This window comes from Pseudophaeobacter flagellatus (genome assembly GCF_021228235.1).
Taxonomy (GTDB): Bacteria; Pseudomonadota; Alphaproteobacteria; order Rhodobacterales; family Rhodobacteraceae; genus Pseudophaeobacter; species Pseudophaeobacter flagellatus.
Genome location: NZ_JAJQRG010000001.1, coordinates 507,016 through 532,743 on the forward strand (window position 1 = coordinate 507,016; position 25,728 = coordinate 532,743).

Consider the following 25,728-nt stretch of genomic DNA (forward strand, 5'->3'; position numbering starts at 1 on the left):
AGTGCCCATGACGTAGCAGTGATATCGGTGTTTCACAGGGGGAATCGGCTGATCCCCCCTGCAAATAGGATGTACTCTGACGCTGCGACTGGCGCTAGCGGCGGCCACGGGCCATAAAGGCAAGGCGTTCAAAAAGATGCACGTCCTGTTCGTTCTTCAACAGCGCCCCGTGCAGTTTCGGCAGGGCATCGGCACCGTCACGGGCCAGATCCTGCGGGGTCAGATCCTCTGCCAAGAGCAGCTTCAGCCAGTCCAGCACCTCTGAGGTGGAGGGCTTTTTCTTCAGGCCAGCCGTGTCGCGAATTTCATAGAACTGCGTCAGGGCCGTCGTAAGCAGCGCTTCCTTGATATCGGGATGATGCACCGCAACGATTTTTTTCATCGTTTCGGCATCGGGAAACTGGATGTAGTGAAAGAAACAGCGGCGCAAAAAAGCGTCTGGCAGCTCTTTTTCGTTGTTGGAGGTAATGATCATGATCGGGCGATTGACCGCGCGGATTGTTTCGCCGGTCTCGTAGACGTGGAATTCCATCTTATCGAGCTCTTGCAGCAGATCATTGGGGAATTCGATGTCGGCCTTGTCGATTTCGTCGATCAGCAAGACCACTTTCTCATCGGCCTCAAAGGCCTCCCAGAGTTTGCCTTTTTTGATGTAGTTTTTTACGTCATGGACGCGTTCTTCGCCCAATTGGCTATCGCGCAACCGGCTGACGGCGTCATATTCATACAGGCCCTGCTGCGCGCGGGTGGTGGATTTTACATTCCACTCGATCATCTTGAGCCCCATGGCATCCGCCACTTGCCGCGCCAGCTCTGTCTTGCCGGTGCCCGGTTCCCCCTTGACCAGCAAGGGGCGTTCCAGCGTGACAGCGGCATTGACCGCAATTTTTAGATCATCCGTGGCGACGTAGTCTTTAGTGCCCTGAAATTGCATAGTTATAGTAGATCCCCTGCTAGCATTGCCGCGATTTGGCGCATTTAGCATGGTTTTAACCCGTGTGGGGCATGATTGTGTAGTGACAATTGGCCTTTCAGGGGATAAACGCAGCGGCATGGGGAGCCAGGATGTATGGCGAAAATTAATGAGACCTACAGAATGAGCGAGACCGAAGGAGCCGAAATGAAACAAGAAATGTTTCTGCCGGAAGATTACCGTCCGGCCGAAGATGAGCCTTTCATGAATGATCGGCAGCTTGAGTATTTCCGTCGCAAACTTCTGAACTGGAAGCAGGATCTGCTCGCTGAAAGCCGCGATACGATTGAGGGCTTGCAAGACAACACTCGTAATATTCCAGATGTAGCTGATCGCGCCAGCGAAGAAACCGACCGGGCACTGGAACTGCGCACGCGGGATCGCCAGCGCAAGCTCGTTTCCAAGATTGACGCTGCGATCCGTCGCATTGCCGAAGGCGAGTATGGGTACTGTGAAGTCACCGGCGAGCCAATTTCGCTGAAGCGGCTGGATGCCCGTCCCAATGCCACCATGAGCCTGGAAGCCCAGGAACGTCATGAACGGCGCGAAAAAGTGCACCGCGACGATTGATTATTACGTCAAAGTCAAGAAACCATAGCGCCGGGGCCTGTTGCTCCGGCGTTTTTCGTTTATTGAACCTGTACAAGCGCAACGCAGCGGGCCGCAATGACACTGGAACATTTGAATATCACGATTGTTGGGGCCGGCATTGGCGGTCTGGCGGCGGCTTTGGTTTTGCGGCGGCTTGGGGCGCAGGTCACCGTACTGGAGCAAAGCGAAGCGGTCTCGGAAGTGGGGGCTGGACTGCAGATTACCCCCAATGGCATGGCGGTTCTGCGGGCGCTGAAGCTGGATGATGCGCTGGCCTGGTGTTCACAGCGTGCCCGAGCGGTTGTGCTGCGCGGGCATCGGCGCGGGCAAGAGGTGCTGCGCCTGGATCTGGACCAGTATGCCGCTGATCTGCGTTATTATTGCGTCCATCGGGCCGATTTGATCGGTCTGCTGGTGGATGGCGCGCGGGATGCCGGTGTGCAGGTGCGTCTGTTGCAAAAGGTGGATCGCATCACGGCCACCGCAGGCCGCCCCGTGGTCCATCTTGCCAATGGGGCCCAATGTGGTGGCGATCTGGTGATCGGTGCCGATGGGCTGCACTCGCAGGCGCGCCGGGCGCTGAACACTCCGCAGAAGCCACAGTTCACTGGCCAGGTGGCTTGGCGGGCGATTGTACCTAATCACAGCAGTCTGCCGCCCGAAGCACAGGTCTTTATGGGGCCGGGGCAGCATCTGGTGGCCTATCCATTGCGTGATGGATCTTTGGTCAATCTGGTGGCGGTGCAGGAACGCAGCACCTGGGCCGAAGAAAGCTGGAATTTTGCGGATGATCCAGACAATCTGCGACGGGCTTTTTCCAGCTTTGGCGGGGCGGCGCAGCAGTTGTTGGCGCAGGTGCGTGACTGCGCTCTGTGGGGGTTGTTTCGGCATCCAGTTGCGGCGTCTTGGCACCAGGGGGGGGTGGCCCTCTTGGGTGATGCGGCGCATCCGACGCTGCCATTTATGGCCCAGGGGGCCAATCTGGCGCTCGAAGATGCCTGGGTTCTGGGCGCTTGCCTTGAAGAGGCTGCCACGCAGCAACGTGATCTGACAGATGCATTGGCCGCGTATCAAAGCCAGCGCCAAAATCGCGCCGAACGGGTGGTGCAGGCGGCCAGTGGCAATGCCTGGAAATACCACCTGCGGGCCCCGCTGCAGTGGCCCGCGCATCAGGTTCTGAAACTGGGCGGCGCGCTAGCGCCGCAGCGTATGGTGGCGCAGTTCGACTGGATTTATCGCCATGATGTCACAGCACAGGCCACAGCGACACAGGCCGCCGCGACACAGGGCTGAAAGGCCGGTTCAAAATAGGGACGGCCTGCCTAGATGTCCAATTCAACCCAGATCGGCACGTGGTCCGATGGTTTGTCGCGACCGCGAATTTCCTTGTCGATCTGACAATCCAGCAGCAGGTCGGCGGCTTGCGGTGTCAGCAGGAAATGGTCGATGCGAATGCCGTCATCGCGGCTCCAGGCGCCTGCCTGATAATCCCAGAATGAATAGTGTCCTGGCCCCTGATGACGGGCGCGAAAGGCATCGGTAAAGCCAAGATTGAGGATCCGCTGATAAGCGGCGCGGCTTTCGGGGCGGTGCAGCGCGTCCTCTGCCCAGGCCTCGGGGCGTTTGGCGTCTTCTGCCTGCGGGATGATGTTGTAGTCCCCCGCCATCAATGCGGGCATTTCATCCGCCAGCAAGGCCTCGGCGCGGGCCTTCAGCCGATCCATCCAGGCTAGTTTATAGGCGTATTTCCCACCCGGCACTGGATCGCCCGCGTCGGTGAGTTCAACCGGGTTGCCATTGGGCAGGTAAAGGCCGCAGATGCGGATTGCTTGCTGGCCGACAACCGTGGCCTCGATCCAGCGCGCTTGAACATCATCCTCATCGCCGGGCAGGCCCCGGCTGACATCTTCGAGCGGCAGCTTTGACAGGATCGCCACCCCGTTAAAGCCCTTTTGGCCGTGGGTTTCCAGATTGTAGCCGCGATCTTCAATCAGCTCTCGCGGGAATGCCTCATCTACCGACTTGATCTCTTGCAGGACAACCACATCGGGCTGCGCCTCATCCAGCCATTGCGGCAGGGCGGCGGCGCGGGCCTTGATGCCGTTGATGTTGAAACTGGCGATCTTCATAGGTGCGTCTCCTGCCTCGGCAAAGGGATTGGGCTGGCCGATCTATCGCCGAATAGTGCGATAGGAGCAAGGGGGGCTGCCTACATGGAAAACGAGGTGCCACAGCCGCAACTGGAGGAGACATTTGGGTTTTCAATGGTGAAGCGTGCGCCGATCAGCTCTTCTGTAAAGTCGATGACGGCATTTTCCAGAAAGGGCAGGGACACGGTATCAACCACAACTTTTTCTCCCTGGCCTTCCAGCACCAGATCATCCGGGTTGGGCGCGTCCAGGCCGATTTCGTATTGAAACCCGGAACAGCCGCCACCTTCGACCGCAATGCGCAGCGCCTGGCCCTGCGTTGCAGCGCCAATTTCGGTCAGGCGGGCAAAGGCCCGGTCGGTCACTTTTGGTGGCAGGTGCATATGATCTCTCCCGATGCTGTATTGCAGCGCATCTTATTATATAGAAAGGTGCGGCCCAGACGACAAGATTTCACTAAAGAAAGATTAGTCATGCATGCCTCTTATGCCACTAAGCCTGACCAAAGCCGGGGCAGGCTGATCGATGAAGAGGAAAGCAGCTTTCGCTCTCCCTATCAGCGTGACCGGGATCGTATCATTCATGCCAGCGCTTTTCGCCGCCTGAAACACAAGACCCAGGTCTTTGTCGAACACGAAGGTGACAACTATCGCACCCGTCTGACCCATTCGATCGAGGTGGGGCAGGTGGGACGTACCATTGCGGCCGCGCTGGGGCTTAATCAGGAACTGACCGAGGCGGTGGCGCTGGCGCATGATCTGGGGCACACGCCCTTTGGCCACACCGGCGAGGATGCGCTGCATGCGCTGATGCAGCCCTATGGGGGCTTTGACCACAACGCCCAGGCTATCCGCATCGTCACCTGCCTAGAGCGCCACTACGCTGAATTCGACGGCTTGAACCTTACCTGGGAAGCCCTTGAAGCCATTGCCAAACATAATGGTCCGGTGCTGGGGCCGCTGCCCTGGGCGCTGGCGGAATGCAACGCGGCGATGGATCTGGAGCTGCACACCCATGCCAGCGCCGAGGCGCAGGTTGCAGCCCTGTCGGATGATATTGCCTATAACAATCATGACCTGCACGATGGGCTGCGCGCAGGCCTGTTTGAGGATGAGGAAATCACCCATCTGCCGATCATTGGCGCCGCCTACCGCGCGGTCGATCACAAATACCCAGGCCTAGATCCGCTGCGCCGCCGCCACGAGGCCCTGCGCCGGGTCTTTGGGGTGATGGTGGGGGATGTGATTGACACCACGCGCCAGAACCTGGCCAGCAGTGGGGTGGCCAGCGTCGAAGAGGTGCGCGCCCTGGGGCGGCCCGTGGTGGCCTTTTCACCCGAGATCTGGCGCGATTTGAAAGAAATCCGCGCCTTTCTGTTCCGGCGCATGTATCGGGCGCCCTCGGTGATGGAGGTGCGCGTGCGCATGGCGGCGGTGGTCGAGGCGCTGTTTCCCTATTTCCTGGCCCATCCCGATCAGATGCCCGGGCGTTGGCATGACGACATTGCCGCCGCGCCGGATCAAGTGACGCTGGCGCGGATTACCTCGGATTATATCGCCGGGATGACTGATCGGTTTGCCCTGCAGCAATATAAGGCGTTGCGCGCCACTGGCCTGATATCCTGACCGCATGATTTCTGACCGCATGATTCCTGGCCGACCTGCTGCTCTGGCGTTACCTCTGGTGGTGACTGGCCCTATGATCTGCGGCTGGCTTGCCGCTTTTTGTGCAATAGTATCGGGCAGGGGGGCACCAAGGGGGCACAATGACGGGGAGAGCAACAAGGCAGTGGCGCGTGACCTTTCAGGATTCCCCGGACATGGGCCGGGTCCGGGCCGACAAGGCGCGCCGCGCTGCGCATATCGCTTTTGTGCGCAGCCGGGCTGAGTTGCAGATCGGCGGGCCGCTGTCGATGCGGCCAATGCAGGATTTCCCTGGGGCGATCTGGACGGTCTGTGCCGAGACCCGCGCAGATGTGGAGCGCCTGATCGTCTCTGACCCCTATTATGTGGCGGGGCTGCGCCGCTATGTGATTGCGGCCCAGGCCGAGGGGGCTGTTGGCGCGTCGGCCGGGTAGCCCGCGTCCACCGTTGGGTTCGGTCTTGTGTCAGGATCCCCCGGTTGCGCCTGTTTCAGGCCGCTTCAGGGCTGGTCGGATGCCATAAAGGTTGACCCTTGGGCTAGGCATGATAAGCGCAAAGTCAAACCATCAAGCCGAACCAATGGGACGCCCCGAGATGAACCTTTTTTCCGATATCCGCGCACTGGTGATCGACAGCCTCACCGCGATGACCGCTGAGGGCGTGCTGCCCGAGGGGCTTGATTTTGTCAATGTGGCGGTTGAACCGCCCCGCGATGCGGCACATGGGGATATGGCAACCAACGCGGCCATGGTGCTGGCCAAGCCGGCCAAGATGAAACCGCGCGACATTGCAAGCGCCCTCGCGGCCAAGCTGGATGCGGATGAACGGGTTGCCTCGGCCGAGGTCGCAGGCCCGGGGTTTCTCAACCTGCGCTTGGCACCGGTTGTCTGGCAGTCGGTGCTGGGCGCGGTGCTGAAGGGCGGGATTGACTATGGGCGCGTCGATGTTGGAGCGGGCAAAAAGGTCAACGTGGAATATGTCTCGGCCAATCCCACCGGGCCTTTGCATGTGGGCCATACCCGCGGTGCGGTGTTTGGTGATGCGCTGGCCTCGCTGTTGGCCTATGCCGGCTATGACGTCACCCGTGAATATTACATCAACGATGGTGGCGGTCAGGTCGATGTGTTGGCGCGTTCGGTCTACCTGCGCTACCTAGAGGCTCACGGGCAAGAGATTGCCTTTGCCGATGGCACCTATCCCGGTGACTATCTGGTGCCGGTGGGGCAGGCGCTGAAGGACAAGGTGGGTGACGCCTATTTGGGCAAGGGCGAAGACGTCTGGCTGGCGGATGTGCGGAAATTTTCCACCGATGCGATGATGGCGCTGATCCGCGAAGATCTGGCCATGCTGGGCATCAAGATGGATGTCTTCTATTCGGAAAAATCGCTGTACGGCACCGGTAAGATCGAGGCCGCCCTGGCAGAGCTTGAAAGCAAGGGGCTGATCTATCAGGGTGTGCTGGAGCCGCCAAAAGGCAAGAAGCCCGATGATTGGGAACCGCGCGAGCAGACCCTATTCAAATCTACTGATCATGGCGATGATGTTGATCGTGCGGTCAAGAAATCCGATGGCGCCTGGACCTATTTTGCCCCTGATATCGCCTATCACTATGACAAGGTCAGCCGTGGCTTTGATGAGCTGATCGACGTTCTGGGCGCCGATCACGGTGGCTATGTCAAGCGGATGAAGGCGGCTGTCGCAGCCTTGTCTGATGGCCGGGTACCCTTGGATATCAAGCTGTGCCAGTTGGTAAAGCTGTTCAAGGATGGCCAGGAATTCAAGATGTCCAAGCGGGCAGGCACCTTTGTCACCCTGCGCGATGTTGTGGATGCGGTTGGTTCGGATGTGACCCGCTTTATGCTGCTCACCCGCAAGAACGACCAAGGCTTTGATTTTGACCTGGATAAGGCGCTAGAGCAATCCAAAGACAACCCGATTTTTTATGTGCAATACGCCAATGCCCGGATCTGTTCGACCCTGCGCAAGGCCAACGAGGCCGGGATCGAGACCACGGATACGGTGTTGGACGATGCGAATTTGGCGCAGGTCACCCATCCGGCGCAGCTGGCCGTGGCCAAGAAACTGGCAGAATGGCCGCGTCAGATCGAGATCGCGGCCCGCACCCATGAGCCGCACCGGGTTGCCTTCTTCCTCTATGATCTCGCATCAGAACTGCACGGGCTGTACCATCTTGGCAAAAGCGAAACTGGTTTACGCTTTGTTAACGAGAGCAGCCAATCGGCAACACATGCCAATTTGGCGCTGGCGCGAAGCGTTTCCATTGTTATTTCCGCCGGTCTTGGTATTCTAGGGGTGAATCCGGCGCAGGAGATGCGGTAACAAAATCGCCCAAACCGTCGGACTGAGGCAGTTCAAGAGACCCAAAAGCAATCAGGCGAGTTTTGGCGCGCCGATTGCATGGGCAGTGAGGCGGATTATGGCGTATTTTGCGCAGGCGGGTTCTGGCCAGCCCTATTCCCACGATAGCACCCGCGATGAGGGGGCTTCTGATCAATTTGACCAGGCGCGCACCCCGGCCGGGGCGAGTGGTCAGCCTGGCCCAAGGGTCACCGTGCAGCCGCAGGTGACGCGCGCCGCTCCGGCGGCGCTGCGGGCCTCTGCGGCCAGCCCGTTTCCGGCGGAAGGTCCCGATCTCTATTCAAACTACGCGGCAAGCGAATCTGATCGTGATCTGGGGCGGGCGCAGGCCTCTGTCGCTCCAGTTGCCTTTGCTGCGGGTCAGGGTCAGCAGGCCCAGCCAAGGTTGCAGGACTACGTCAGCGATGACTACAGCGTTCCCGGCATTGGCGCGCAAAACTATGGCGGTCAGCATGCCATTGACCAGGCGTTTCCAGGCGAAGGTTATGCCAGCCAGACCTTTCCCAATCAAAACCCGCCCCTGCAGGATAGCCTGGCGGCAAACCCGCACCAGCTAAACGCCACGCGGGATCAAGACTACCGTGACCAGGCCTATAGTGGTGCCGACAGTGGCAACCACGAAGCCTATGCGGCCGCCTATGGTGGCGCGGCAGCCCAAAACTATGGCTACGATTATGCACAAGAGGCCGCGCAAGACGGCTGTGACGATGCCGACTATGTGACATCACCTGCCAACCCAGGCATGGGCCGCACCGCCAGCCTGCTTGGCGCGGCGGCCTCATTGGCCCTGGTGATCGGGATTGGGACCTGGGGCTATCAGCTGGTGATGCGTGATGTCAGCGGTGTGCCGGTTGTGCGCGCGGTCGAAGGCCCGATGCGGGCTCAGCCCGATAATCCCGGTGGCCGTCAGGCCGATCATCAGGGGCTTGCGGTGAATTCGGTTGCCGCCAATGGTACTGCCGAAGCCCCCGCTGACCGGCTGACGCTGGCGCCGAAACCCATCGAACTGGCACAGGATGACCAGCCCATGTCGCGGCTGACTGCGCCAGAGGCCGACCTGCCGCCGCAAGAGATAAACCAGGCCGCGGCGGAGGCAAAGATTTCAGAAGCATCGGTTTCGGCTTACCGGAATGGCGATATTGATTCCCTGGTGGCTGAGCTCACCGATGGGGTTCAGCCGCTTGGCTCTGTCCAGGAAACCGCTGCCGTATCGGCACCTGCGATTGTGCAGCCAGCCCCGCTGGAACCGGTCGAAATCGCGGCAATCGGTGCGGCCACTGCGCCGTCTTCGGCGCTGTTGAACGCCCCCGGCGTCAAGGTGTCCCTGCGGCCCAACCTGCGCCCGGCACGCTTTAGCCCGGCTGCTACGGCCCCCGCCAGCCCCGTGGCCGCACGTGCCACCCCAGAGGCTGACCCCAAAAGCCTGGAGCCTGGCACGCGTCTGGCACAGCTGGGTGCTTATGAAAGCGCTGAAGTGGCCCGGGCCGAATGGGATCGGATCTATGCCCGCTTTGAAGACTATCTGGAAGGCAAGACGCGTGTGATCCAGCGCGCTGAAAGTGGTGGGCGCACCTTCTATCGGTTGCGCGCCATGGGCTTTGAGGGGCTGTCCGATGCGCGCCGCTTTTGTTCCACTCTGGTCGCGGGCAAGGCCGACTGTATTCCTGTGACAACCCGCTGATGGCGGCGGGCGCAACCATTCTGGATGCCGAAGGGCTGGTACTGACAGCGGCGGAGAAGGTGTTCTTCCGCGATGCCAATCCTTTTGGCTTTATCCTTTTTGCCCGTAACATCGAAAGCGCGCCGCAGTTGCGGGCCCTGTGTCAGGAGCTGCGCGATGCGGTGGGCCGGAACTGTCTGATCACCATTGATCAGGAAGGCGGTCGGGTGCAGCGCCTGCGCAGTCCGTTGGCGCGCGATTGGCTTGCTCCACTGGATCATGTGATGCAGGCCGGCGCTGAGGCCGAACGGGCGCTTTATCTGCGTTATCGCCTGATTGCTGCCGAACTGCACGCGCTTGGGATTGACAGCAACTGCGCCCCGGTTGCTGATTTACTGACGGCCCAGACCCATCCTTTCCTCAAGAACCGTTGCTATGGCGACAGTGTCGAACAGGTGGCGCGTCTGGCGCGCGCGGTTGCAAATGCCCATCTGGATGGTGGGGTGTTGCCGGTGCTGAAGCACATTCCCGGCCATGGCCGGGCCACCGCCGACAGCCACAAAGACCTGCCACGCGTCGCTGCACCACTGACTGAGCTGCAGGCGCAGGATTTTGCCGTCTTCCAGGCGCTGCGCGACCTGCCGCTGGGGATGACGGCGCATCTGGTCTATCAGGCGCTGGACAGTCAGCCTGCGACGATCTCGGATACTGTGATGGGGATGATCCGGCGTGATATTGGCTTTGACGGGCTGATCATGACGGATGATATATCTATGAAGGCACTGGCTGGCGCACCGGCTGAAAATGCCGCCGCCGCCCGTGCCGCAGGCTGCGATCTGGTGCTCTACTGCAATGCCCCGCTGGAGGCCCGCCGCGCGGTCGCCGAGGCTGCAGGCGAAATGGATGCCAAGGGGCAGGCCCGTGCTGCCGCGGCCCTGGCACAGCGGCTGCCGCCCAAGCCGCTTGACACCGAGGCAGTTGAAGCCGAACTTACCGCCTTGATGAGCGGAAAGGTCTATGTCTGAACAAAACCTGTTTCACGAGGTCACCGCGCAATCGGTCGAAGAACGGCTGGCGGCAGAGGCGCTTATTGTTGATGTCGACGGATATGAGGGCCCGCTTGATCTGTTGCTGACGCTGTCGCGCACCCAAAAGGTGGACCTGCGGCGGATTTCGGTACTGGAATTGGCGCGTCAGTATCTGACATTTGTAGACCACGCCAAGGAACTGCGGATTGAACTAGCGGCGGATTACCTGGTGATGGCGGCCTGGCTGGCCTATCTGAAATCCCGGCTGCTTTTGCCGCCTGACCCCAGCGAAGAGGGGCCTTCCGGGGCTGAACTGGCGGCGCATCTGGCCTTTCAGCTAGAGCGCCTGCAAGCGATGCGCGATGCGGCGGCCCGGTTGATGGGGCGGGATCAGTTGGGGCGCGATTTCTTTTCCCGCGGCCAGAATCAGGATGTTCAGCGTATTCGCACCGTCACCTATTCTGCCAATCTGCTGGATCTGATGCAGGGCTATGCCCGTATCCGCACGAAGGATGACTTTCGCCCCTTTGTGATGGATCGCGAGAGTGTCTTTACCATGGAAGAGGCGTTAGAGCGGATGCGCGCCCTGATCGGCTTTACCGGCAGTTGGACCGATATGCTCAGCTATCTGCCGGACGGCTGGCACAAGGATCCGGTCAAGCGGCGCTCGGCCACGGCGGCGACTTTTGCGGCTTCGTTGCAACTGGTCAAAGAGGGGCGGCTGGAAATCCGTCAAAGCGATAATTTTGCGCCTATTCAACTGCGCAGCCTGGATGAGGACCCCTGATGGAGACCGCAACTGCCCACAATTCGCCAGAGCCGCCGCAGGACAGTGACAGCCTGTTTGACGCGCCGCCCATTGCCGAACAGGAACGCATGGTGGAGGCGGTGCTGTTTGCCAGTACCACCCCGGTCACCCTGCGTGATCTCGAATCGCGGATGCCGCATGGCTGCGACCCACGCGCAGCCCTAGAACATCTGCGCAAACGGTATGAGGGGCGCGGTGTGCGGGTTGTTCGCGTCGGTGAAGCCTGGGCCATCCGTACCGCGCCTGACCTTGGTTTTCTGATGCAAAAAGAGATCGTCGAAACCCGCAAGCTCAGCCGGGCGGCGATCGAGACCCTGGCGATCATTGCCTATCATCAGCCGGTGACACGGGCCGAGATCGAAGAGATTCGTGGTGTGTCGGTGTCGCGCGGCACCGTTGATCAACTGCTCGAGATGGAATGGATCCGCATTGGACGCCGCAGAATGACACCGGGGCGGCCTGTCACCTTTGTGGTGACGCCAGTGTTTCTGGATCACTTCGGCCTTGAAAGTGCCCGTGATCTGCCCGGCCTGAAAGAGCTGCGCGCCGCTGGGTTGTTGGAAAACAGACCGCCGCCCGGATCGCTTCCCTTGGGCGAGGGCAGCGATGAGGACGACGAGATGGGCGAGCAGCCAGAGCTGTTTGGCGATTAGGGCATGTCGTGTAAAACGGCATCCGCTTTGCGCAACTTGCTGTAGGCTCAAGGCGGTCCCACAGGTGTTTGGCGGCGTCAAGGAATCGCCCGATTTTCTTGTTAGGTCAGGGAGCGCAGCCGGGCAGAGCCAACCCCGACATGGGCCTTGAACCGAACACAGGAGAGCCGGAATGAACCTCGATATGGTCGTGAAAATGGTGATACGCCGCCTGCTGGGCAAGGCTGTGAACGCCGGGGTTGATGCGGGCCTTGGCGCGTTTTCAGGGCGAAAACGGCGCCGCACACGCCACGCTGCTTCCGATGACCGGATGGAAACACCCGCCGAGGCAGAGGCGCGGGCCGAGCGCGACCGGATCCGGGCCATCCGGCAGGCGCGTCGGGCAAAGCGCAATCAGTAGGGGTAATCCTGCCTTTGGCGCCATGATGGTGGCTGCCGCAAAATTATTGCGGTGATTTAAAGTGCTTGGACAGTTTCAGCCCCTGGCCCTGATAGTTCGAGGCAATGCCCGCACCATAGAGCTGCTCCGGCAGGCTGGCCATACGTTCATAGACCAGACGGCCTACCACCTGGCCATGTTCCAACACAAAGGGGGCCTCGTGGCAGCGCACCTCTAGCACCCCGCGAGAGCCACTGCCGCCTGCCGCATCATGGCCAAAGCCGGGATCAAAGAAGCCGGCATAATGCACCCGGAATTCACCTACCATGGCAAGATAGGGTGCCATCTCTGCCGCATAGGCAGGGGGAATCTGTACCGATTCGCGGCTGACCAGAATATAAAAGGCACCAGGGTCGAGGATAATGCGGCCAGAGGTGCTGTGCACCTCCTCCCAGTAGTCCTGCGGATCGTATTCGCCGATCCGATCCAGATCAATGACCCCCGTATGGGGCTTGGCACGGTACCCCACCAGGTCAGTGCCCGGCAGCCGCAGATCAACCGAAAAGCCTAAGCCGTCTTCGATCACTGCTGTGCCATCCACCAGCGGGCTTTGGGCGTGCAGTGCCGCCAGCTCATCGTCCGGCAGGACGGCCTGGCCCTGGCGGAACCGGATCTGGTTCAGCCGCATGCCAGGGCGGACCAGCACTGAGAAAGAGCGCGGGCAGATCTCGGCATAGAGCGGCCCGGAGTAGCCCGGTTTGATGCGGTCAAATTCAACCCCGCCATCCGTGATGGTACGAGTCAGAAGGTCCAGCCTTCCGGTTGAACTCTTGGCGTTGGCTACCGCCGAAATGCCATCGGGCAGGCAGAGCGCCTCCATTAGGGGCACCAGATAGACGCAGCCCTTTTCCAGCACGGCGCCGTCCGAGAGATCAATGCGGTGCATTTCAAATTCGCTAATGCGATCGGCAACGCTGCAGTCCTTGCCGGCGAGAAAAGAGGCACGCACCCGGTAGGCAACCGTACCCAGCCGCAAATCAAGGCTGGCGGGCTGGATCTGCCCGTCAACCAGCGGGATCGGGCTGGTGATCTCAGCTCGGGCAAACATCTGTTCAATGGCTTGGCTGGGGAGAACGCCGGTCATGATCCATCTTCCTTTTGGTCGGGGCTGCCGATATGCCAAGCGATAGCAGCAATCAAGAGATTTTGCAAAACCTTGCAAGGCTAGGAAAGTAAAAGCAAAAAACCGCCTGAGTGATGAACACTCAGACGGTTTTTGGTCGGGCTAGCAGGACTCGAACCTGCGACCTTCCGTCCCCCAGACGGACGCGCTACCAGGCTGCGCCATAGCCCGCTGAGGACGGGTTCTACTGTATTTCGCGGCAGGGGCAAGGGGGTAATTTCGGTTTTTTTCCTGTGCGGCGATTATTTTAGCGTTGCGACGCGATTGCGCGCAGTTCGTCGAGGCAGGCGGCGGCCTCGTCTTGTACCTGCGGCGGCAGAGACTTGGTTTGCGCCAGCAAGGTCAGCACATCGGCAAACGGCGAGGGCGGCACCTGCTCTGTTGCGGCACCAAGCGCCACCTCTTGCAGAGGCGTATCGAAAGGCGTGTCATCCAGCCCCTGCGCTGACGGCTGATCCTGGGATGGAACAGGCTCTTGCTCTGGTACTGCTGCCTCGGCCTCTGCCACCGCATCCAGGTTAGGCGCATCCGTTGCCGCCGCAATGGCGGCGCTGTCATGGCCCGCAGGATCTGGATCTGCTGCCAGGTTGTCTGGCGTTGGTGCATCAGGAGCCAGGCTGTCGAAAACAGGGCCGTCTGGCCGGGGTGAAGTGTCAGAGCCCGGCTCTGCATCAAACATTGGCAAGACGGTCTCGCCAGCTGGCGCTTGGCTCGGTTGGGCCATCAGGTCGTCGGGCAGTACCACTGTACTGTCCAGGGGGGCTTCGGTTGGTTCGGGGTGGTCTGGTGTTGCTGCCGCTGCGGCGTCGTCTTGTAGCGCCGTTTCAAGGGGGGCATCTTCCACAGCGGCTGCCATTGCGGTTGGGTCTGGTTCTGCTGGCGCGCCGTGTAGCGGCTGCTCAGGCGGCTCTGTGACGGAGGGCTCTGGCTCTGGCGATGCGGGCGCAGCAGGGGCAGGCGTATCGAGCAGCATATCCATCTGTGCAGTTTCCGCAGCAGACGATACTGGTTCTGCCGCAAGGGGGGCGGACGTGACATCGGCCGTCATCCCAGCGGCAGGCCTTGGTTCCACGGCTTCGCTGGTCTTGGTATCCTTCGATGAGGATGCCTCGGAGAGACGAGCCCATTCTGAATGCGTGGGAGGGGCAAAGGAAGGGGCGACGTTCTCCGGTACGGCAAGCGCCTGAGCGTCATCGTCCAGATTTTCCACCCCAGTGGGGGGGGCTACTGCGGCTACGGTGGGGGCGATATCTGATTCTGCGCTACGCTCAGCAGCGGCAGAGCCATAGCCTGTGTCCTCTGATGGCGGCCCATCTGTGTCCAGCCCATGGGACAACTGGCTGACATGGCCAATGCCAAGATCACGCAGGATTGCCTGCACCTCTTTGATCGACAGGCCATCGGTATGCAGCAGTTTTCGAATGCCACCCAAAAGCAACATGTCGGCAGGCCGGTAGTAGCGTCGCCCGCCGGCTCGTTTTACCGGCTTGATCTGTGTGAATTTGCTTTCCCAAAAGCGCAAAACATGGGCCTGCACGCCGAGCCAGTCCGCGACTTCGCTGATGGTGCGAAAGGCGTCTGCTGATTTTGACATTTTGATGGTTCCACTGATCTTTGCTCTGGGACGAGCATGTTTAACCTTGTCCTACCCGGAGTACCGGAGCAGACAGGGTAGGCCGTGTCTGTCGTGTGGCGCTGCCGCGTCGTGTTACTTGCGGTTGCCCTCTGCCACCCGGTCCTTCATCAGGTGCGACGGGCGGAAGGTCAGCACGCGGCGGGGCTGAATCGGAACTTCCTCGCCGGTTTTGGGATTACGGCCAACGCGGGCAGACTTATCCCGCACGCTAAAAGTGCCGAAAGACGAAATCTTGACTTGTTCGCCCTTCACCAAGGCATCGGACATATGTTGCAACATGCTCTCTACCAGCTGTGCGCTTTCGTTTCGAGACAGGCCGACTTCACGGAAGACAGCTTCGCTCAGATCCATTCGTGTAAGAGTTTTTTCGCCCATGCTAATCCCCATTGTTTGTCAAAGCATAGGGGCAGGGGAATTTCCCTGTCAATATCAATGAATTGCAGGCGGCCTGTTTCCCGCCTTATAGGCTACCAGCGCAACACCACCGCGCCCCAGGCCAAGCCACCGCCAATTGCCTCGGTGACGATCAGGTCTCCAGGCTTAATTTGGCCGCGTGATTTGCCCACTGAGAGCGCCAGTGGAATAGAGGCTGCAGAGGTGTTCCCGTGATCCTGTACGGTCACCACCACGTTATCCATGGAAAGGCCCATCTTTTTGGCAGTGCCTTGAATAATGCGTATATTTGCCTGGTGTGGCACAATCCAATCGACATCGGCGGTTGTCAGATCAGCGCGTTCCAGCGCGGTCTGGGCTGTCTTGGCCAGCTTTTCTACTGCATGGCGAAAAACCTGGTTGCCCTGCATCCGTAGGTGGCCGGTATTTTGGGTCGCGACGCCGCCATCCACATAGAGCAGGTCTTTGTAGCGACCATCTGAATTGAGATCGGTGGCAAGAATGCCGCGATCACCTGTGTCGCCTGGCTGGTCTTGGGCTTCCAGTACCAAGGCGCCTGCGCCATCGCCAAACAGCACGCAGGTAGAGCGGTCGGTCCAATCCATGATGCGGCTGAAGGTTTCAGAGCCGATGACCAGCACTCGGTTTGCCTGGCCGGATAGGATCAGCGCGTTGGCATTGGTCAGCGCATAGACAAAACCGGCGCAGACTGCCTGCACATCAAAGGCAAAGCCGTTGGTCATGCCCAGATTGGCCTGCACCATTGTCGCGGCCGAGGGAAAGGTCAGATCCGCCGTCGAAGTGGCCAGGATAATGGCATCCACATCCGCCACATCCAGATCGGCGTCTTTCAGCGCATTGAGCGCCGCCGCAGTGGCCATATCAGAGGTGGTTTCACCTTCGGCAGCAAAATGACGCCGCTCAATGCCAGAGCGCGAACGAATCCATTCGTCGCTGGTATCCAAAGAGGCCTCGAACTCGGCGTTTTCCACGACCCGCTCAGGGAGATAATGTCCTGTGCCAACCACTACTGCACGTCGCGTCATTCTTTGCCTGCCTTTTGGAGTTATTTGGAGGGATGTTCGCCATCCGAGGTAAGATCACCATCTTGGGTAAGCTCGACCGCAGATGCAACCCGCGCAGCCAGCTTTTCTGCAAAGCCCTGCTGGGCCAGCAGGAAGGCGAGTTTGACCGCTGCGGAAACGCCTGTGGCATCTGCCCCGCCGTGGGATTTGACCACTGTGCCGTTCAGGCCCAAAAAGACGCCGCCATTGACGTGGCGGGGATCCAGCCGTTTGGCCAGCCGTGCCAGCGATGTATAGGCCAGTACCGCAGCAATGCGTGACAGAATCGAATATTCGAAAGCTTCACGCAGGGTGCTGCGCAGCATGCCTGCCGTGCCTTCGCCGGTCTTGATGGCGACATTGCCGGTGAACCCATCGGTGACGATCAGATCAACGGCATCTCCAGGAATATCGCTGCCTTCGACGAATCCTACAAAGTCATAATCTGCCGTGTCGGCCTGGGCTGCGATCAGGGCGTGGGCCTCTTTCAGCTCGGCGTGACCTTTGTGTTCCTCGGTGCCCACATTCAGCAGGCCCACCCGAGGGCGGCGAATATTCATCGAATTGCGCACGTAAGAGGTGCCCATCAGGGCATATTGCAACAGATCCTGCGCATCTGCGCGCACATCGGCGCCGACATCCAGCATCACGTTGAAACCCTGCGGATTGCGCGAGGGCCACAGGATGGCTATGGCCGGGCGATTGACGCCTGGAACCTTGCGCAGCCGCAGCATCGATAGGGCCATCAGCGCCCCGGTATTGCCACAAGAAACGGCACCGGCGGCCTCACCCTGTTTGACCGCCTCAAGGGTAGACCACATAGAGGTGCCCTTGCCGTTGCGCATCACCTGGCTGGGTTTGTCGTCCATCGTGACAACCTTTTGGGCATCACGAACTTCGACGCGCCCCTGCAGGATGCGACGTTTGCTGACCAGGGCGGTCAGCTCATCAGCGGGGCCATGCAGCAAAAAACCTATCTGGGGATTCTTTTCTGCAGACATGGCAAGGCCGGCCACCACAACAGCAGGGCCGGCGTCTCCGCCCATGGCGTCTACCGAGATCACAATGCGGTCGGCTTTTGTCACTGATTGATCGGGTTTACCCGTCATGCAAAAGTCCGCCCCGCAAAATGTGTGCTCGTCGCGATCTTATGCCGCGTCTTCGTCGATTTCGACGTCGTCATTCATGGCAACAATTTCTTTGCTGTCATAGTTGCCGCAGGAGGGGCAGACGTGGTGGGGACGCTTCAGTTCGCCGCAGCTTGAACATTCGTTTGGATTTGCAGCAACCAGAGCATCGTGCGCGCGGCGGTTGTTGCGGCGCGACTTGGATACTTTATTCTGTTGGACGGCCATGTCTCAACCTTCGTATTTTAGGGCCTTGGGGTCATGCCCGCGGCGCGTTTCACATTTAATCGTCTTGATCGGTAGGCGAGCGTTTAGGCCGCAGCCTCTCCGATGTCCAACCAAAAATTTCGATGAGCGCGCGAAAATACTTAGAATCTCCAACGGCGCAAGCTGTTTTTTAGGCCAGTCGGGCGGCTGATGCCACCCGCAAAACCACAATTTTCGAGTTTTTTAACCCTTATCTTCTGGGGATAACTGTTTCTTCAGGGATGCAAGCCCGGCAAAAGGTTTGGTGTCTTCGTCTCGCAGGGGGGTAACCCCCGGTTGACTATAGACTGTTTCTTCCAGCTCGGCACCGTCCTTGCGCGGATATGCGGGAATCAGCAGCGACAAAGCCTCGATCATCACCGCATGGGGATCAATTGTCTCGCCGAGCTGCTCAATCCGCTCATCCGCCACCATTTCGACCTCTGGATCATCGGGTTCAGAGAAGTCAGAGACAAAAAAGCGTTCTACCTTTTCGTCGATTCGGGTGGTGACCGGTTCCAGTGTCACAACACAGTCCTGCAGTACGGTGGCACCCAGATGCGCACTAAGCTGCCAGTCGTGCCGCCCCTTGGTGCTGATCGTGCCGGTAAAGCGCAGCTTTCGCAGAGTCTTGATATCAAGCTCATCCGCAAGGGCTATCAGGCTTGCTACATCGGGGCTCAGATCAAAGGTGGTGGCCCTGTTCTGTGGCAGTTCGGACACCCTCAGGGCGGTGCTATCAGTCATGGTTAGAACTTTCGTTTCTTGAACAGGAGGCTTGCATTAGGTAATCGGGTTCCAAGGCGTGTTCAAGCCAGAGGCGAGACAGTGGTGTGGGGAAGATGATGAGTGCACAGACAAATAGGCTGAAATCGGTGGGGAAATACGCCGCCTGGGTGCTTGCAGCTGCAGCGCTAACAGCCTGCTCCGCGATCTACCAGAAACACGGCTATGTGCCCACCTCAGAGCAATTGGCCGAAGTGGTCGTTGGCGTGGATACCAAGGATTCGGTTGCGGAAACCATTGGTGAGCCAGGCGCATCGGGCGTTTTGAACGATAGCGGCTATTACTATGTCTCGACCCTGATGCGCACCCGCGGGGTGAGCGCCACCAAACCGGTGTCGCGTTCACTGGTGGCGATCAATTTTGATGCCAAGAATGTGGTTTCCGGTGTCGAACACTACAGCCTGGAAGACGGGCGGGTGATTCCGCTTGAGCGGCGCGTCACCAGTTCCAGCGTGCAGGACAAGACGTTCCTGCGACAGCTGCTTGGCAGCCTTGGGAATTTCTCGCCTGGCTCGTTTGTCGAATAAGCGGCAGGATCTTGGGCCTAGGGGGCGACTGAATGGATCTCATCTTGGGCCATTCTTTGCCTGAACCTTGCCTCAACCCCGGCAGGCTTTGCCTTGGCAGAAGGAGCGTGCAGGGTGGTTGAGACGGGTGAGGGTCGGCCCGCCGGAGTTTGCGGGGCCAACGAAAATCTTCTGTTACAGCGCGGTGGCTACCGTGCGCGTTTTGCCATTGGGGCGCAGGATCTGATGGCGGCCCGGCAGCTGCGCAGCCGGTGCTTCAAAACCGATGGGCTGGACCGCGATGCCTATGATGCTGTGTGCCAGCACATCCTGATCGAACACGACCGCGCCGCCGAGCCTGTTGGCTATTTTCGCAGTCTGCTGCTGCCGAATGGCGCCGGGATCGGCAAGAGCTATTCGGCGCAATTCTATGATCTTGCAGGTATTTCCAACCGAGAAAGCGCAGTGATGGAGTTGGGGCGCTTTTGTATCGACCCGGATTGTCCGGATGCGGATGTTGTGCGCTTTGCCTGGGGCGCTGTGGCGCTGTTGGTGGATCGCCATGATGTTGGTCTGCTTTTTGGCTGCACCTCGTTTGTTGGCACCGACCCTGGCGCCTATCTGGCTGCTTTTTCGCTTTTGCAGCAGCGGTATCTGGCGCCGGTGTCCTGGGGGCCGGTGGCGAAATCGCCTTGGGCGCTTGGGTTTTCGCAGGTCTTGCAGGGCCGTGCCGCGCTGGCCGCAGTGGATCTGCAAGCGGCGCAGGCGCAACTGCCGCCGCTGTTGCGCAGCTATCTGGCAATGGGCGGACGAGTCAGCGATCATCTGGTGGTCGACCATGACCTGGGCACCTGCCATGTTTTCACGGGGCTGGAGGTCGCCGGGGTGCCCCGGGTACGACAGCGCCTGCTGCGGACCATCGCAGAGGGGCGTTGATCTGGGGCACTGATCTGGCGTTTCGGCCTAACCAATGGCGCGGAGCGTTGACCTCAGGCCCGTCGCGGTTTAGCTGGCTGTCATGGCACGTATTCCTCTATTACAGATGACCGGTATCTCCCTCACCTTTGGCGGCGATCCTATCTTTTCAGACCTGGATCTGGTGGTGCAACCTGGCGACCGTGTTGCCCTTGTTGGCCGCAACGGATCGGGAAAATCCACCCTTATGAAGGTGATGGCAGGGCTTGTTGAAGCCGACAAGGGCAGCTTGGTGGTGCCGTCTGGCCGCTCGGTTGGCTATATGGAGCAGGACCCGCAGATGAGCGGTTTTGCCACCCTTGGCGAATTTGCTGCTTCGGAACTCGATCCTGGCGAACTCTACAAGGTAGAGCGGGCCGGTGAGGGGTTGAAATTTGATCCCGACCGCCCGGTTGCCACCGCCTCTGGCGGCGAGAGGCGTCGGGCAGCCTTGGCCAAATTGATGGCTGAAGCGCCGGATCTGATGCTGCTGGACGAGCCGACAAACCACATGGACATTGAGGCGATCACCTGGCTTGAGGCTGAGCTGAAATCCACCCGCGCCGCCTATGTGCTGATTAGCCACGACCGGGCTTTCTTGCGGGCGCTGACGCGGGCAACGCTGTGGGTCGATCGGGGCCAGGTGCGGCGACAGGAAAAGGGATTTGAAGGTTTTGAGGCCTGGCGCGACAAGATCTGGGAAGAAGAAGATCAGCAGCGGCACAAGCTCAATCGCCTGATCAAGAGCGAAAGCCGCTGGGCTGTCGAAGGCATTTCGGCCCGCCGCAAGCGCAATATGGGCCGTGTTCGTGCCCTGCACGAGCTAAAGGACGAACGCGCCGGCCAGATCAAACGCCAGGGCACGGCAGAGCTGGCGCTGGAGGCCGGGCCTAAATCCGGCCGCAAGGTAATCGAAGTCGACGGGCTGAGCAAAGCCTATGGCGACAAACAAATCGTGCAGGATTTTTCCCTGAAAGTTCAGCGCAGTGACCGGGTGGCCTTTGTCGGGCCAAATGGCGCGGGCAAGACTACTTTGCTCAAGCTGATGCTGGGGCAGGTGGAACCGGATGCCGGGTCGGTTAAGCTGGGAACCAATCTTGAAATCGCCCTGTTCGATCAGACACGCGACCAGCTGGATCCCAATGCGACGCTCTGGGAAAATCTCACCTCGGATCCTCTGCTGGGGATTTCCGGCAAGGCCGATCAGGTCATGGTGCGCGGCGTACCAAAACATGTGGTGGGCTATCTTAAGGAATTCCTCTTTGACGAGGCCCAGGCCCGCGCGCCGGTACGCTCGCTTTCGGGCGGGGAAAAGGCGCGTCTCTTGCTGGCGCGTCTGATGGCGCGGCAAAGCAACCTGCTGGTGCTGGATGAACCGACAAACGATCTGGATGTGGAAACACTGGACCTGCTGCAAGAGCTGCTGGACAGCTACGAGGGCACCGTTCTTTTGGTCAGTCACGATCGGGATTTTCTGGACCGGGTGGCTACCACCACCATCGCCATGGAAGGCGAGGGCAAGGTGACCGCCTATGCCGGTGGTTGGAGTGATTATATCAGTCAGCGCGGCGGCCTGCCTGGGGCGGAAAAGGCCGAGAAGTCGCAGAAAAACAAAGGACAAAGAGCCAAAGCTAAGGAGGATGCCGCGCGCAGCGAAGCCAGCGGCAAGGACAAGCTTTCCTTTAAGGAAAAGCACCGGTTAGAGGCGCTGCCAGCAGAGATAGAGCGGTTGGAACAAGAGATTGCCAAGCTGGAACAGCTGATGGCTGACCCCGCACTCTTTACCCGCGAGCCGGTGAAATTCAAAAAGGCGACAGAGGCCATGGTGGAACGGCAAGAGAAGCTCGCTGCCGCCGAAGAAGAATGGATGATCCTGGAAGAAAAATCAGAAGGTTGATGGGTAAGGTTATTATTTAATAATGCGTTAAGTAATAACCTTAAACTTGATTTACCCCTGTGGGGGCAGTGGGCAGGCCGGGAATGATTGCCGGGCCTGCCCATTTTGTTTGGGCCGGTTTGTTTCAGCCTCAGCGCATGCGCAGGGCACCGTCAATGCGGATGACTTCGCCATTGAGATAACCCATCTCGGTGATAAAGCCGGCCAGGCGGCCATATTCGGCCGGATCGCCCAGGCGCACCGGGTTGGGCACATCTGCAGCCAGTTGCTGCTGCACCTCTTCGGGCAGGCCTGCCAGCATGGGCGTCATGAAGATGCCCGGCGCAATGGTCATTACCCGAATCCCCGAGGACGCCAGGTCACGCGCCATCGGCAGGCACATGCCAACCACGCCCCCCTTGGAGGCCGCGTAGGCAGCCTGGCCCTTTTGCCCATCATAGGCGGCGATAGAGGCGGTGTTGATGATCACCCCACGGGCGCCATCGGCTTCGGGGGTGTTCTTGGCGATCTCAATCGCGGCCAGGCGGGCCACATTGAATGTGCCAACCAGGTTGATGTCGATGGTGCGTTGATAGGCATCCAGCGGATGCGCACCGTCGCGCCCGATTGTCTTGATCCCATATGCGATGCCGGCGCAGTTCACACAGGCTGAAATCCGCCCCATCTTTTGCACCGCAAAGGCGATGGCTGCCGTGACAGAGTCCTCGTTGGTGACATCTGTTTGCACAAAATGCCCACCAATTTCGCCAGCAACCAGTGCGCCGCGCTCGGCGTCACGATCCAGGATTGTGACCTTGGCACCATTCTCGGCAAAATGGCGGGCGGTCGCCTCTCCCAGGCCTGAGGCCCCTCCGGTGATGATGGCGCAGGTCTGTGCAAGTTTCATGAGTACTGGTCCCTTGGTTATCTGAACGTATGTTCAATAACTATCAGATGTATTTGCCCTGTCCAGTCTGGGCTATTTCCTGCGCTGTTCTTATGCGTCTGACGTCGCGCTCATCCGGGCCTGGTCCAGTCGGGCCAGCGGATAGAGCAGCCGCCGTAGGGGCGGCCAGAGCACCCAGGTGCCGCCCAGCTGCTGCAGATCTGCCCCGGTGCCCAGTTTGAAACGGGCCAGGCCGGGGGCTTCCTCTGTGTTGATCACGCCCAGCTCCAGCTGTTGGCACCCCTCGGTGGCCAGCCAGCTCATGGCCTCCCAGATCAGCAGGTTATGCGCCGACAGTGCCTTGCCTCGCGCCGTGGCATGGGCAATGTGATAGCTGGCGCGAAGGCCATGGCGCAGGATCAGGATGGCGGCGATGGGTGTGCCACCCTCAAAGGCCTGAAACAGCTTTGCCTGCCCTTTGTTCGCCTGGGCATAGGCCAGAGTCAGCGCAATGGGCCAGCTACGATAGCCGCGTTGCCGCTGCTGTGCGGCATCCGCAGTCAAGAGCCAGTGATCTTTGTCCTGTGGCATGGTCTGACGGCGGATTTCGAGGCGGTTTGATTGCGCGTGGGTCAGGCGGTTACGCCATTTCTGATGCAGCGCTGCCTGGCGCTCTGCTGCGGTTTTCTGCAGATTGAGCACCGCAACCGCAGCCGGGCTGATCAGAGGCAGGGCGCCTATCTCGATTAATTCGGGGCAGGGGTGGTCTGGCGACAAAATTACCGGGGTCCGGCCAAGCCCATTTGCCCGCAGCAGCTGCACCAATTGGGCCGGGTCATCATGGCGGCCGCGGTTGATCATGGCGAGGGGCAGACTGCCAAGGACGCGGCGTCGGGTGACCAGCATGTTATCCAGCTCTGGCAACAGCATAGGGTACTGTCCTGCCGCCAGAAGGGCGCGATGAAAGGCAGATGACTGTGCCAGCGCCCGTTGGGGCGCATCGCCCCCTGTCTGTGGAAGAGCATTGGCCTCCAAGGGCAGATAGGGCGAGCGGTGGTCCAGCATAGTCCTGTTTACCAATCAGAAACCTAAATGATGGTTAATGGCGCCATGAAAAAGCCAAGCCCTGTCCTAGGCCGCGTCGCCCCAAACCCACGCGCCACGCTGACCGCCGCCTTTGTGCTGGCGACGCTGCTGTCTATTCCCGTGTTTGTGATTCTGACATTGGTTGACCTGCTCTTCTGGTAAGGCGGTCGCTGTGGGGGGCGCACAAAAAAGCGGGGCCCAGTAGGCCCCGCGTGTTGTTTGCGTCGTTGGAACTGGGATCAATCGACCAGCTGCACCAGAGCATGACGCTTTTTGCCAGCGCTCAGCTTGGTTTGGGCGCGCAGGCTGTTGATTTCGACAAAGGGGAAATCCTTGCGCACGGGCGCGTCGTTGATCAGCGCGCCGTTTTCAGAGATCAGCCGTTTGGCATCCTTACCGGTCTTTGCCAGCTTGGCCTCAACAAAGAGTGCCGGGGCAGAGAGGAATTGTCCTTCGCGCTCCAACGTCTTGCCGTCGATGATGTTCAGATCCCCAAGCTTGAGCGCAAAGCTGGGCAGGTCTTCTCCGACGCCGCCCTGCTCAAAGACCTGGCGCGCAGTGGCTTCGGCAGCTTCGGCGGCTTCGGCGCCGTGCAGCAGGGTTGTTACCTCATTGGCCAGGATCACCTTGGCGGCGTTCACTTCTGACCCTTGCAGCGCGCCGAGGCGCTCGCATTCGTCCACCGGCAATTCGGTATAGAGCTTGAGGAAACGGCCCACATCGGCATCGGTGGTGTTGCGCCAGAATTGCCAGAATTCATAAGGCGAGCGCATATCCGGGTTGAGCCAGATGGCCCCGTCCTGGGTTTTGCCCATCTTCTTGCCATCCGAGGTGGTGAGCAGCGGTGAGGTCAGGCCAAAGATCGAATTGTCCAGCACCCGGCGCGTCAGGTCGATACCGTTGACGATATTGCCCCATTGATCCGAGCCGCCCATCTGCAGGATGCAGCCATAGCGGCGGTTTAGCTCCAGGAAGTCATAGGCCTGCAGAATCATGTAGTTGAATTCCAGGAAGGACAGGCTTTGCTCGCGGTCCAGACGGGATTTGACCGATTCAAAAGCCAGCATCCGATTGACCGAAAAATGGCGGCCAATATCGCGCAGGAATTCAAGGTAGTTCAACCCATCCAGCCATTCCGCATTGTTCAGCATCAGCGCCTTGTTGGGGGAGTCTGTGTCATAGTCGATATAGGCCGAGAACACTTTTTTGATGCCAGCGATATTGTCGTCGATCTGCACATCCGTCAGCAGGGGGCGTTCATCTGCGCGGAAAGAAGGGTCACCCACCTTGGTGGTGCCGCCGCCCATCAGGGTGATCGGCTGATGCCCGGTCTTTTGGAACCAGCGCAGCATCATGATCTGGATGAGAGAGCCCACATGCAGCGATTTTGCTGTGGCATCAAACCCGATATAAGCCGGGCGCACACCCTGCATCAGGGCTTCATCCAGGCCTTGATAATCGGTGCAATCAGACAGGAACCCGCGTTCCATCATGACAGCGACAAAGTCCGATTTTGGGTGATAGGTCATAACATGCCTCGGTTTTTGGTTTGCGCCGTGGTGTATACGGCGCAAATCGGCTACATGGAACCTGTTTTACCGACTAATTTCAGGCGGTGTTCAGCGATCCGGCAGGCCGATATGTACAGCAGCCGAAACCGTCACTATTTATCGGTGGTTTCAGGGCGGGCGACGGGGCATGAACAGGGTAGAACAGCAGGC

The 25,728-nt window shown here is 59.7% G+C and carries 27 protein-coding genes and 1 tRNA gene; 14 read left to right on the top strand and 14 right to left on the bottom strand.

The features are described 5' to 3' along the window. Positions 1–94: 94 nt before the first annotated feature. The gene (locus tag LRK71_RS02395; RefSeq protein WP_232400810.1) at positions 95–934 is read right to left on the bottom strand and encodes an AAA family ATPase; all 840 of its coding nucleotides are present in this window, start codon (positions 932–934) and stop codon (positions 95–97) included. A gap of 186 nt (positions 935–1,120) precedes the next feature. On the opposite strand from LRK71_RS02395, the gene dksA reads away from it, so the two are divergent. Together dksA and LRK71_RS02405 are read left to right on the top strand one after the other, a co-directional pair. After that, positions 1,121–1,543: an RNA polymerase-binding protein DksA gene (gene dksA / locus LRK71_RS02400; protein ID WP_232401133.1), complete on the top strand. Its 423-nt coding sequence runs from the start codon at positions 1,121–1,123 to the stop codon at positions 1,541–1,543. Between the two features lie 96 nt (positions 1,544–1,639). Further along, positions 1,640–2,857: an FAD-dependent monooxygenase gene (locus LRK71_RS02405; RefSeq protein ID WP_232400811.1), complete on the top strand. Its 1,218-nt coding sequence runs from the start codon at positions 1,640–1,642 to the stop codon at positions 2,855–2,857. A 29-nt stretch (positions 2,858–2,886) separates the two neighbouring features. Here LRK71_RS02405 and xth read toward each other — a convergent pair whose 3' ends face one another. Beyond that, the gene (gene xth, locus LRK71_RS02410) at positions 2,887–3,693 is read right to left on the bottom strand and encodes an exodeoxyribonuclease III (RefSeq protein WP_232400812.1); all 807 of its coding nucleotides are present in this window, start codon (positions 3,691–3,693) and stop codon (positions 2,887–2,889) included. A gap of 80 nt (positions 3,694–3,773) precedes the next feature. After that, positions 3,774–4,097 (bottom strand): HesB/IscA family protein, encoded by a 324-nt coding sequence (locus LRK71_RS02415; protein ID WP_232400813.1) that lies wholly within the window; start codon positions 4,095–4,097, stop codon positions 3,774–3,776. A gap of 90 nt (positions 4,098–4,187) precedes the next feature. Here LRK71_RS02415 and LRK71_RS02420 point away from each other — a divergent pair, with 90 nt between their 5' ends. The 8 genes from LRK71_RS02420 (at position 4,188) to LRK71_RS02455 (ending at position 12,285) form a co-directional block, all read left to right on the top strand. After that, positions 4,188–5,339 carry a deoxyguanosinetriphosphate triphosphohydrolase gene (locus LRK71_RS02420; protein WP_232400815.1) on the top strand — a complete coding sequence of 384 codons (1,152 nt, stop codon included), beginning with the start codon at positions 4,188–4,190 and terminating at the stop codon, positions 5,337–5,339. A 140-nt stretch (positions 5,340–5,479) separates the two neighbouring features. Then, positions 5,480–5,791, top strand: coding sequence for a YciI family protein (locus tag LRK71_RS02425; RefSeq protein WP_232400817.1), 312 nt, complete (start codon positions 5,480–5,482; stop codon positions 5,789–5,791). A 160-nt stretch (positions 5,792–5,951) separates the two neighbouring features. Further along, complete coding sequence (argS, locus tag LRK71_RS02430; protein WP_232400819.1) at positions 5,952–7,697, top strand: arginine--tRNA ligase; 1,746 nt, start codon at positions 5,952–5,954, stop codon at positions 7,695–7,697. Positions 7,698–7,794: 97 nt separating this feature from the next. Further along, a complete protein-coding gene (locus LRK71_RS02435; RefSeq protein ID WP_232400821.1) occupies positions 7,795–9,417 on the top strand; it encodes an SPOR domain-containing protein in 1,623 nt (540 codons plus the stop codon). Beyond that, positions 9,417–10,421: a beta-N-acetylhexosaminidase gene (gene nagZ, locus LRK71_RS02440; protein ID WP_232400822.1), complete on the top strand. Its 1,005-nt coding sequence runs from the start codon at positions 9,417–9,419 to the stop codon at positions 10,419–10,421. The genes LRK71_RS02435 and nagZ overlap by 1 nt, the downstream gene beginning before the upstream one ends. Beyond that, positions 10,414–11,211, top strand: coding sequence for a segregation and condensation protein A (locus LRK71_RS02445; RefSeq protein ID WP_232400823.1), 798 nt, complete (start codon positions 10,414–10,416; stop codon positions 11,209–11,211). Before nagZ ends, LRK71_RS02445 begins: the two co-directional genes overlap by 8 nt. Further along, the gene (gene scpB / locus LRK71_RS02450; protein ID WP_232400824.1) at positions 11,211–11,885 is read left to right on the top strand and encodes an SMC-Scp complex subunit ScpB; all 675 of its coding nucleotides are present in this window, start codon (positions 11,211–11,213) and stop codon (positions 11,883–11,885) included. Before LRK71_RS02445 ends, scpB begins: the two co-directional genes overlap by 1 nt. A 172-nt stretch (positions 11,886–12,057) precedes the next feature. Beyond that, positions 12,058–12,285, top strand: a complete 228-nt coding sequence (locus tag LRK71_RS02455) for a hypothetical protein (RefSeq protein ID WP_232400825.1) — start codon at positions 12,058–12,060, stop codon at positions 12,283–12,285. A gap of 43 nt (positions 12,286–12,328) precedes the next feature. On the opposite strand, the gene LRK71_RS02460 is transcribed toward LRK71_RS02455, so the two are convergent. From LRK71_RS02460 to LRK71_RS02495, 8 genes are all read right to left on the bottom strand, one after another. Then, complete coding sequence (locus LRK71_RS02460) at positions 12,329–13,408, bottom strand: 2'-deoxycytidine 5'-triphosphate deaminase (RefSeq protein ID WP_232400826.1); 1,080 nt, start codon at positions 13,406–13,408, stop codon at positions 12,329–12,331. Positions 13,409–13,541: 133 nt separating this feature from the next. Further along, positions 13,542–13,618 (bottom strand) — tRNA-Pro (locus LRK71_RS02465). A gap of 76 nt (positions 13,619–13,694) precedes the next feature. Then, the gene (locus tag LRK71_RS02470) at positions 13,695–15,041 is read right to left on the bottom strand and encodes a MerR family transcriptional regulator (protein ID WP_232400827.1); all 1,347 of its coding nucleotides are present in this window, start codon (positions 15,039–15,041) and stop codon (positions 13,695–13,697) included. Between the two features lie 114 nt (positions 15,042–15,155). Further along, the gene (gene ihfA / locus LRK71_RS02475; protein WP_232400828.1) at positions 15,156–15,458 is read right to left on the bottom strand and encodes an integration host factor subunit alpha; all 303 of its coding nucleotides are present in this window, start codon (positions 15,456–15,458) and stop codon (positions 15,156–15,158) included. Between the two features lie 92 nt (positions 15,459–15,550). After that, positions 15,551–16,522 (bottom strand): beta-ketoacyl-ACP synthase III, encoded by a 972-nt coding sequence (locus tag LRK71_RS02480; RefSeq protein WP_232400829.1) that lies wholly within the window; start codon positions 16,520–16,522, stop codon positions 15,551–15,553. Positions 16,523–16,542: 20 nt separating this feature from the next. After that, complete coding sequence (plsX, locus tag LRK71_RS02485; RefSeq protein ID WP_232400830.1) at positions 16,543–17,649, bottom strand: phosphate acyltransferase PlsX; 1,107 nt, start codon at positions 17,647–17,649, stop codon at positions 16,543–16,545. A gap of 39 nt (positions 17,650–17,688) precedes the next feature. Continuing rightward, the gene (rpmF, locus tag LRK71_RS02490) at positions 17,689–17,895 is read right to left on the bottom strand and encodes a 50S ribosomal protein L32 (protein ID WP_027240639.1); all 207 of its coding nucleotides are present in this window, start codon (positions 17,893–17,895) and stop codon (positions 17,689–17,691) included. Between the two features lie 222 nt (positions 17,896–18,117). Further along, on the bottom strand, positions 18,118–18,660 hold the full coding sequence (locus tag LRK71_RS02495) for a YceD family protein (RefSeq protein WP_232400831.1): 543 nt from the start codon (positions 18,658–18,660) through the stop codon (positions 18,118–18,120). Between the two features lie 98 nt (positions 18,661–18,758). Between LRK71_RS02495 and LRK71_RS02500 the strand changes: the two genes are divergently transcribed. The 3 genes from LRK71_RS02500 (at position 18,759) to LRK71_RS02510 (ending at position 22,056) form a co-directional block, all read left to right on the top strand. Further along, a complete protein-coding gene (locus tag LRK71_RS02500) occupies positions 18,759–19,226 on the top strand; it encodes an outer membrane protein assembly factor BamE (RefSeq protein WP_232400833.1) in 468 nt (155 codons plus the stop codon). A 114-nt stretch (positions 19,227–19,340) separates the two neighbouring features. Further along, on the top strand, positions 19,341–20,141 hold the full coding sequence (locus tag LRK71_RS02505; protein WP_232400835.1) for a GNAT family N-acetyltransferase: 801 nt from the start codon (positions 19,341–19,343) through the stop codon (positions 20,139–20,141). A gap of 82 nt (positions 20,142–20,223) precedes the next feature. Further along, positions 20,224–22,056, top strand: coding sequence for an ABC-F family ATP-binding cassette domain-containing protein (locus tag LRK71_RS02510; protein ID WP_456300278.1), 1,833 nt, complete (start codon positions 20,224–20,226; stop codon positions 22,054–22,056). Positions 22,057–22,186: 130 nt separating this feature from the next. On the opposite strand, the gene LRK71_RS02515 is transcribed toward LRK71_RS02510, so the two are convergent. Together LRK71_RS02515 and LRK71_RS02520 are read right to left on the bottom strand one after the other, a co-directional pair. Then, positions 22,187–22,942 (bottom strand): SDR family NAD(P)-dependent oxidoreductase, encoded by a 756-nt coding sequence (locus tag LRK71_RS02515; RefSeq protein ID WP_232400836.1) that lies wholly within the window; start codon positions 22,940–22,942, stop codon positions 22,187–22,189. A 90-nt stretch (positions 22,943–23,032) separates the two neighbouring features. Continuing rightward, entirely contained in the window at positions 23,033–23,986 is a 954-nt protein-coding gene (locus LRK71_RS02520) for a GNAT family N-acetyltransferase (RefSeq protein ID WP_232400837.1), read from the bottom strand. A 27-nt stretch (positions 23,987–24,013) separates the two neighbouring features. Here LRK71_RS02520 and LRK71_RS02525 point away from each other — a divergent pair, with 27 nt between their 5' ends. Then, entirely contained in the window at positions 24,014–24,169 is a 156-nt protein-coding gene (locus LRK71_RS02525) for a hypothetical protein (protein WP_232400838.1), read from the top strand. A gap of 77 nt (positions 24,170–24,246) precedes the next feature. On the opposite strand, the gene tyrS is transcribed toward LRK71_RS02525, so the two are convergent. Beyond that, a complete protein-coding gene (tyrS, locus tag LRK71_RS02530) occupies positions 24,247–25,536 on the bottom strand; it encodes a tyrosine--tRNA ligase (protein ID WP_232400839.1) in 1,290 nt (429 codons plus the stop codon). Between the last annotated feature and the right edge of the window lie 192 nt (positions 25,537–25,728).

Excerpts from the sequence above, each read along its gene's own strand:
- LRK71_RS02395 (WP_232400810.1), bottom strand. The coding sequence starts at position 934 with ATGCAATTTCAGGGCACTAAAGACTACGTCGCCACGGATGATCTAAAA.
- dksA (WP_232401133.1), top strand. The coding sequence starts at position 1,121 with ATGAAACAAGAAATGTTTCTGCCGGAAGATTACCGTCCGGCCGAAGAT.
- LRK71_RS02405 (WP_232400811.1), top strand. The coding sequence starts at position 1,640 with ATGACACTGGAACATTTGAATATCACGATTGTTGGGGCCGGCATTGGC.
- xth (WP_232400812.1), bottom strand. The coding sequence starts at position 3,693 with ATGAAGATCGCCAGTTTCAACATCAACGGCATCAAGGCCCGCGCCGCC.
- LRK71_RS02415 (WP_232400813.1), bottom strand. The coding sequence starts at position 4,097 with ATGCACCTGCCACCAAAAGTGACCGACCGGGCCTTTGCCCGCCTGACC.
- LRK71_RS02420 (WP_232400815.1), top strand. The coding sequence starts at position 4,188 with ATGCATGCCTCTTATGCCACTAAGCCTGACCAAAGCCGGGGCAGGCTG.
- LRK71_RS02425 (WP_232400817.1), top strand. The coding sequence starts at position 5,480 with ATGACGGGGAGAGCAACAAGGCAGTGGCGCGTGACCTTTCAGGATTCC.
- argS (WP_232400819.1), top strand. The coding sequence starts at position 5,952 with ATGAACCTTTTTTCCGATATCCGCGCACTGGTGATCGACAGCCTCACC.
- LRK71_RS02435 (WP_232400821.1), top strand. The coding sequence starts at position 7,795 with ATGGCGTATTTTGCGCAGGCGGGTTCTGGCCAGCCCTATTCCCACGAT.
- nagZ (WP_232400822.1), top strand. The coding sequence starts at position 9,417 with ATGGCGGCGGGCGCAACCATTCTGGATGCCGAAGGGCTGGTACTGACA.
- LRK71_RS02445 (WP_232400823.1), top strand. The coding sequence starts at position 10,414 with ATGTCTGAACAAAACCTGTTTCACGAGGTCACCGCGCAATCGGTCGAA.
- scpB (WP_232400824.1), top strand. The coding sequence starts at position 11,211 with ATGGAGACCGCAACTGCCCACAATTCGCCAGAGCCGCCGCAGGACAGT.
- LRK71_RS02455 (WP_232400825.1), top strand. The coding sequence starts at position 12,058 with ATGAACCTCGATATGGTCGTGAAAATGGTGATACGCCGCCTGCTGGGC.
- LRK71_RS02460 (WP_232400826.1), bottom strand. The coding sequence starts at position 13,408 with ATGACCGGCGTTCTCCCCAGCCAAGCCATTGAACAGATGTTTGCCCGA.
- LRK71_RS02470 (WP_232400827.1), bottom strand. The coding sequence starts at position 15,041 with ATGTCAAAATCAGCAGACGCCTTTCGCACCATCAGCGAAGTCGCGGAC.
- ihfA (WP_232400828.1), bottom strand. The coding sequence starts at position 15,458 with ATGGGCGAAAAAACTCTTACACGAATGGATCTGAGCGAAGCTGTCTTC.
- LRK71_RS02480 (WP_232400829.1), bottom strand. The coding sequence starts at position 16,522 with ATGACGCGACGTGCAGTAGTGGTTGGCACAGGACATTATCTCCCTGAG.
- plsX (WP_232400830.1), bottom strand. The coding sequence starts at position 17,649 with ATGACGGGTAAACCCGATCAATCAGTGACAAAAGCCGACCGCATTGTG.
- rpmF (WP_027240639.1), bottom strand. The coding sequence starts at position 17,895 with ATGGCCGTCCAACAGAATAAAGTATCCAAGTCGCGCCGCAACAACCGC.
- LRK71_RS02495 (WP_232400831.1), bottom strand. The coding sequence starts at position 18,660 with ATGACTGATAGCACCGCCCTGAGGGTGTCCGAACTGCCACAGAACAGG.
- LRK71_RS02500 (WP_232400833.1), top strand. The coding sequence starts at position 18,759 with ATGAGTGCACAGACAAATAGGCTGAAATCGGTGGGGAAATACGCCGCC.
- LRK71_RS02510 (WP_456300278.1), top strand. The coding sequence starts at position 20,224 with ATGGCACGTATTCCTCTATTACAGATGACCGGTATCTCCCTCACCTTT.
- LRK71_RS02515 (WP_232400836.1), bottom strand. The coding sequence starts at position 22,942 with ATGAAACTTGCACAGACCTGCGCCATCATCACCGGAGGGGCCTCAGGC.
- LRK71_RS02520 (WP_232400837.1), bottom strand. The coding sequence starts at position 23,986 with ATGCTGGACCACCGCTCGCCCTATCTGCCCTTGGAGGCCAATGCTCTT.
- LRK71_RS02525 (WP_232400838.1), top strand. The coding sequence starts at position 24,014 with ATGATGGTTAATGGCGCCATGAAAAAGCCAAGCCCTGTCCTAGGCCGC.
- tyrS (WP_232400839.1), bottom strand. The coding sequence starts at position 25,536 with ATGACCTATCACCCAAAATCGGACTTTGTCGCTGTCATGATGGAACGC.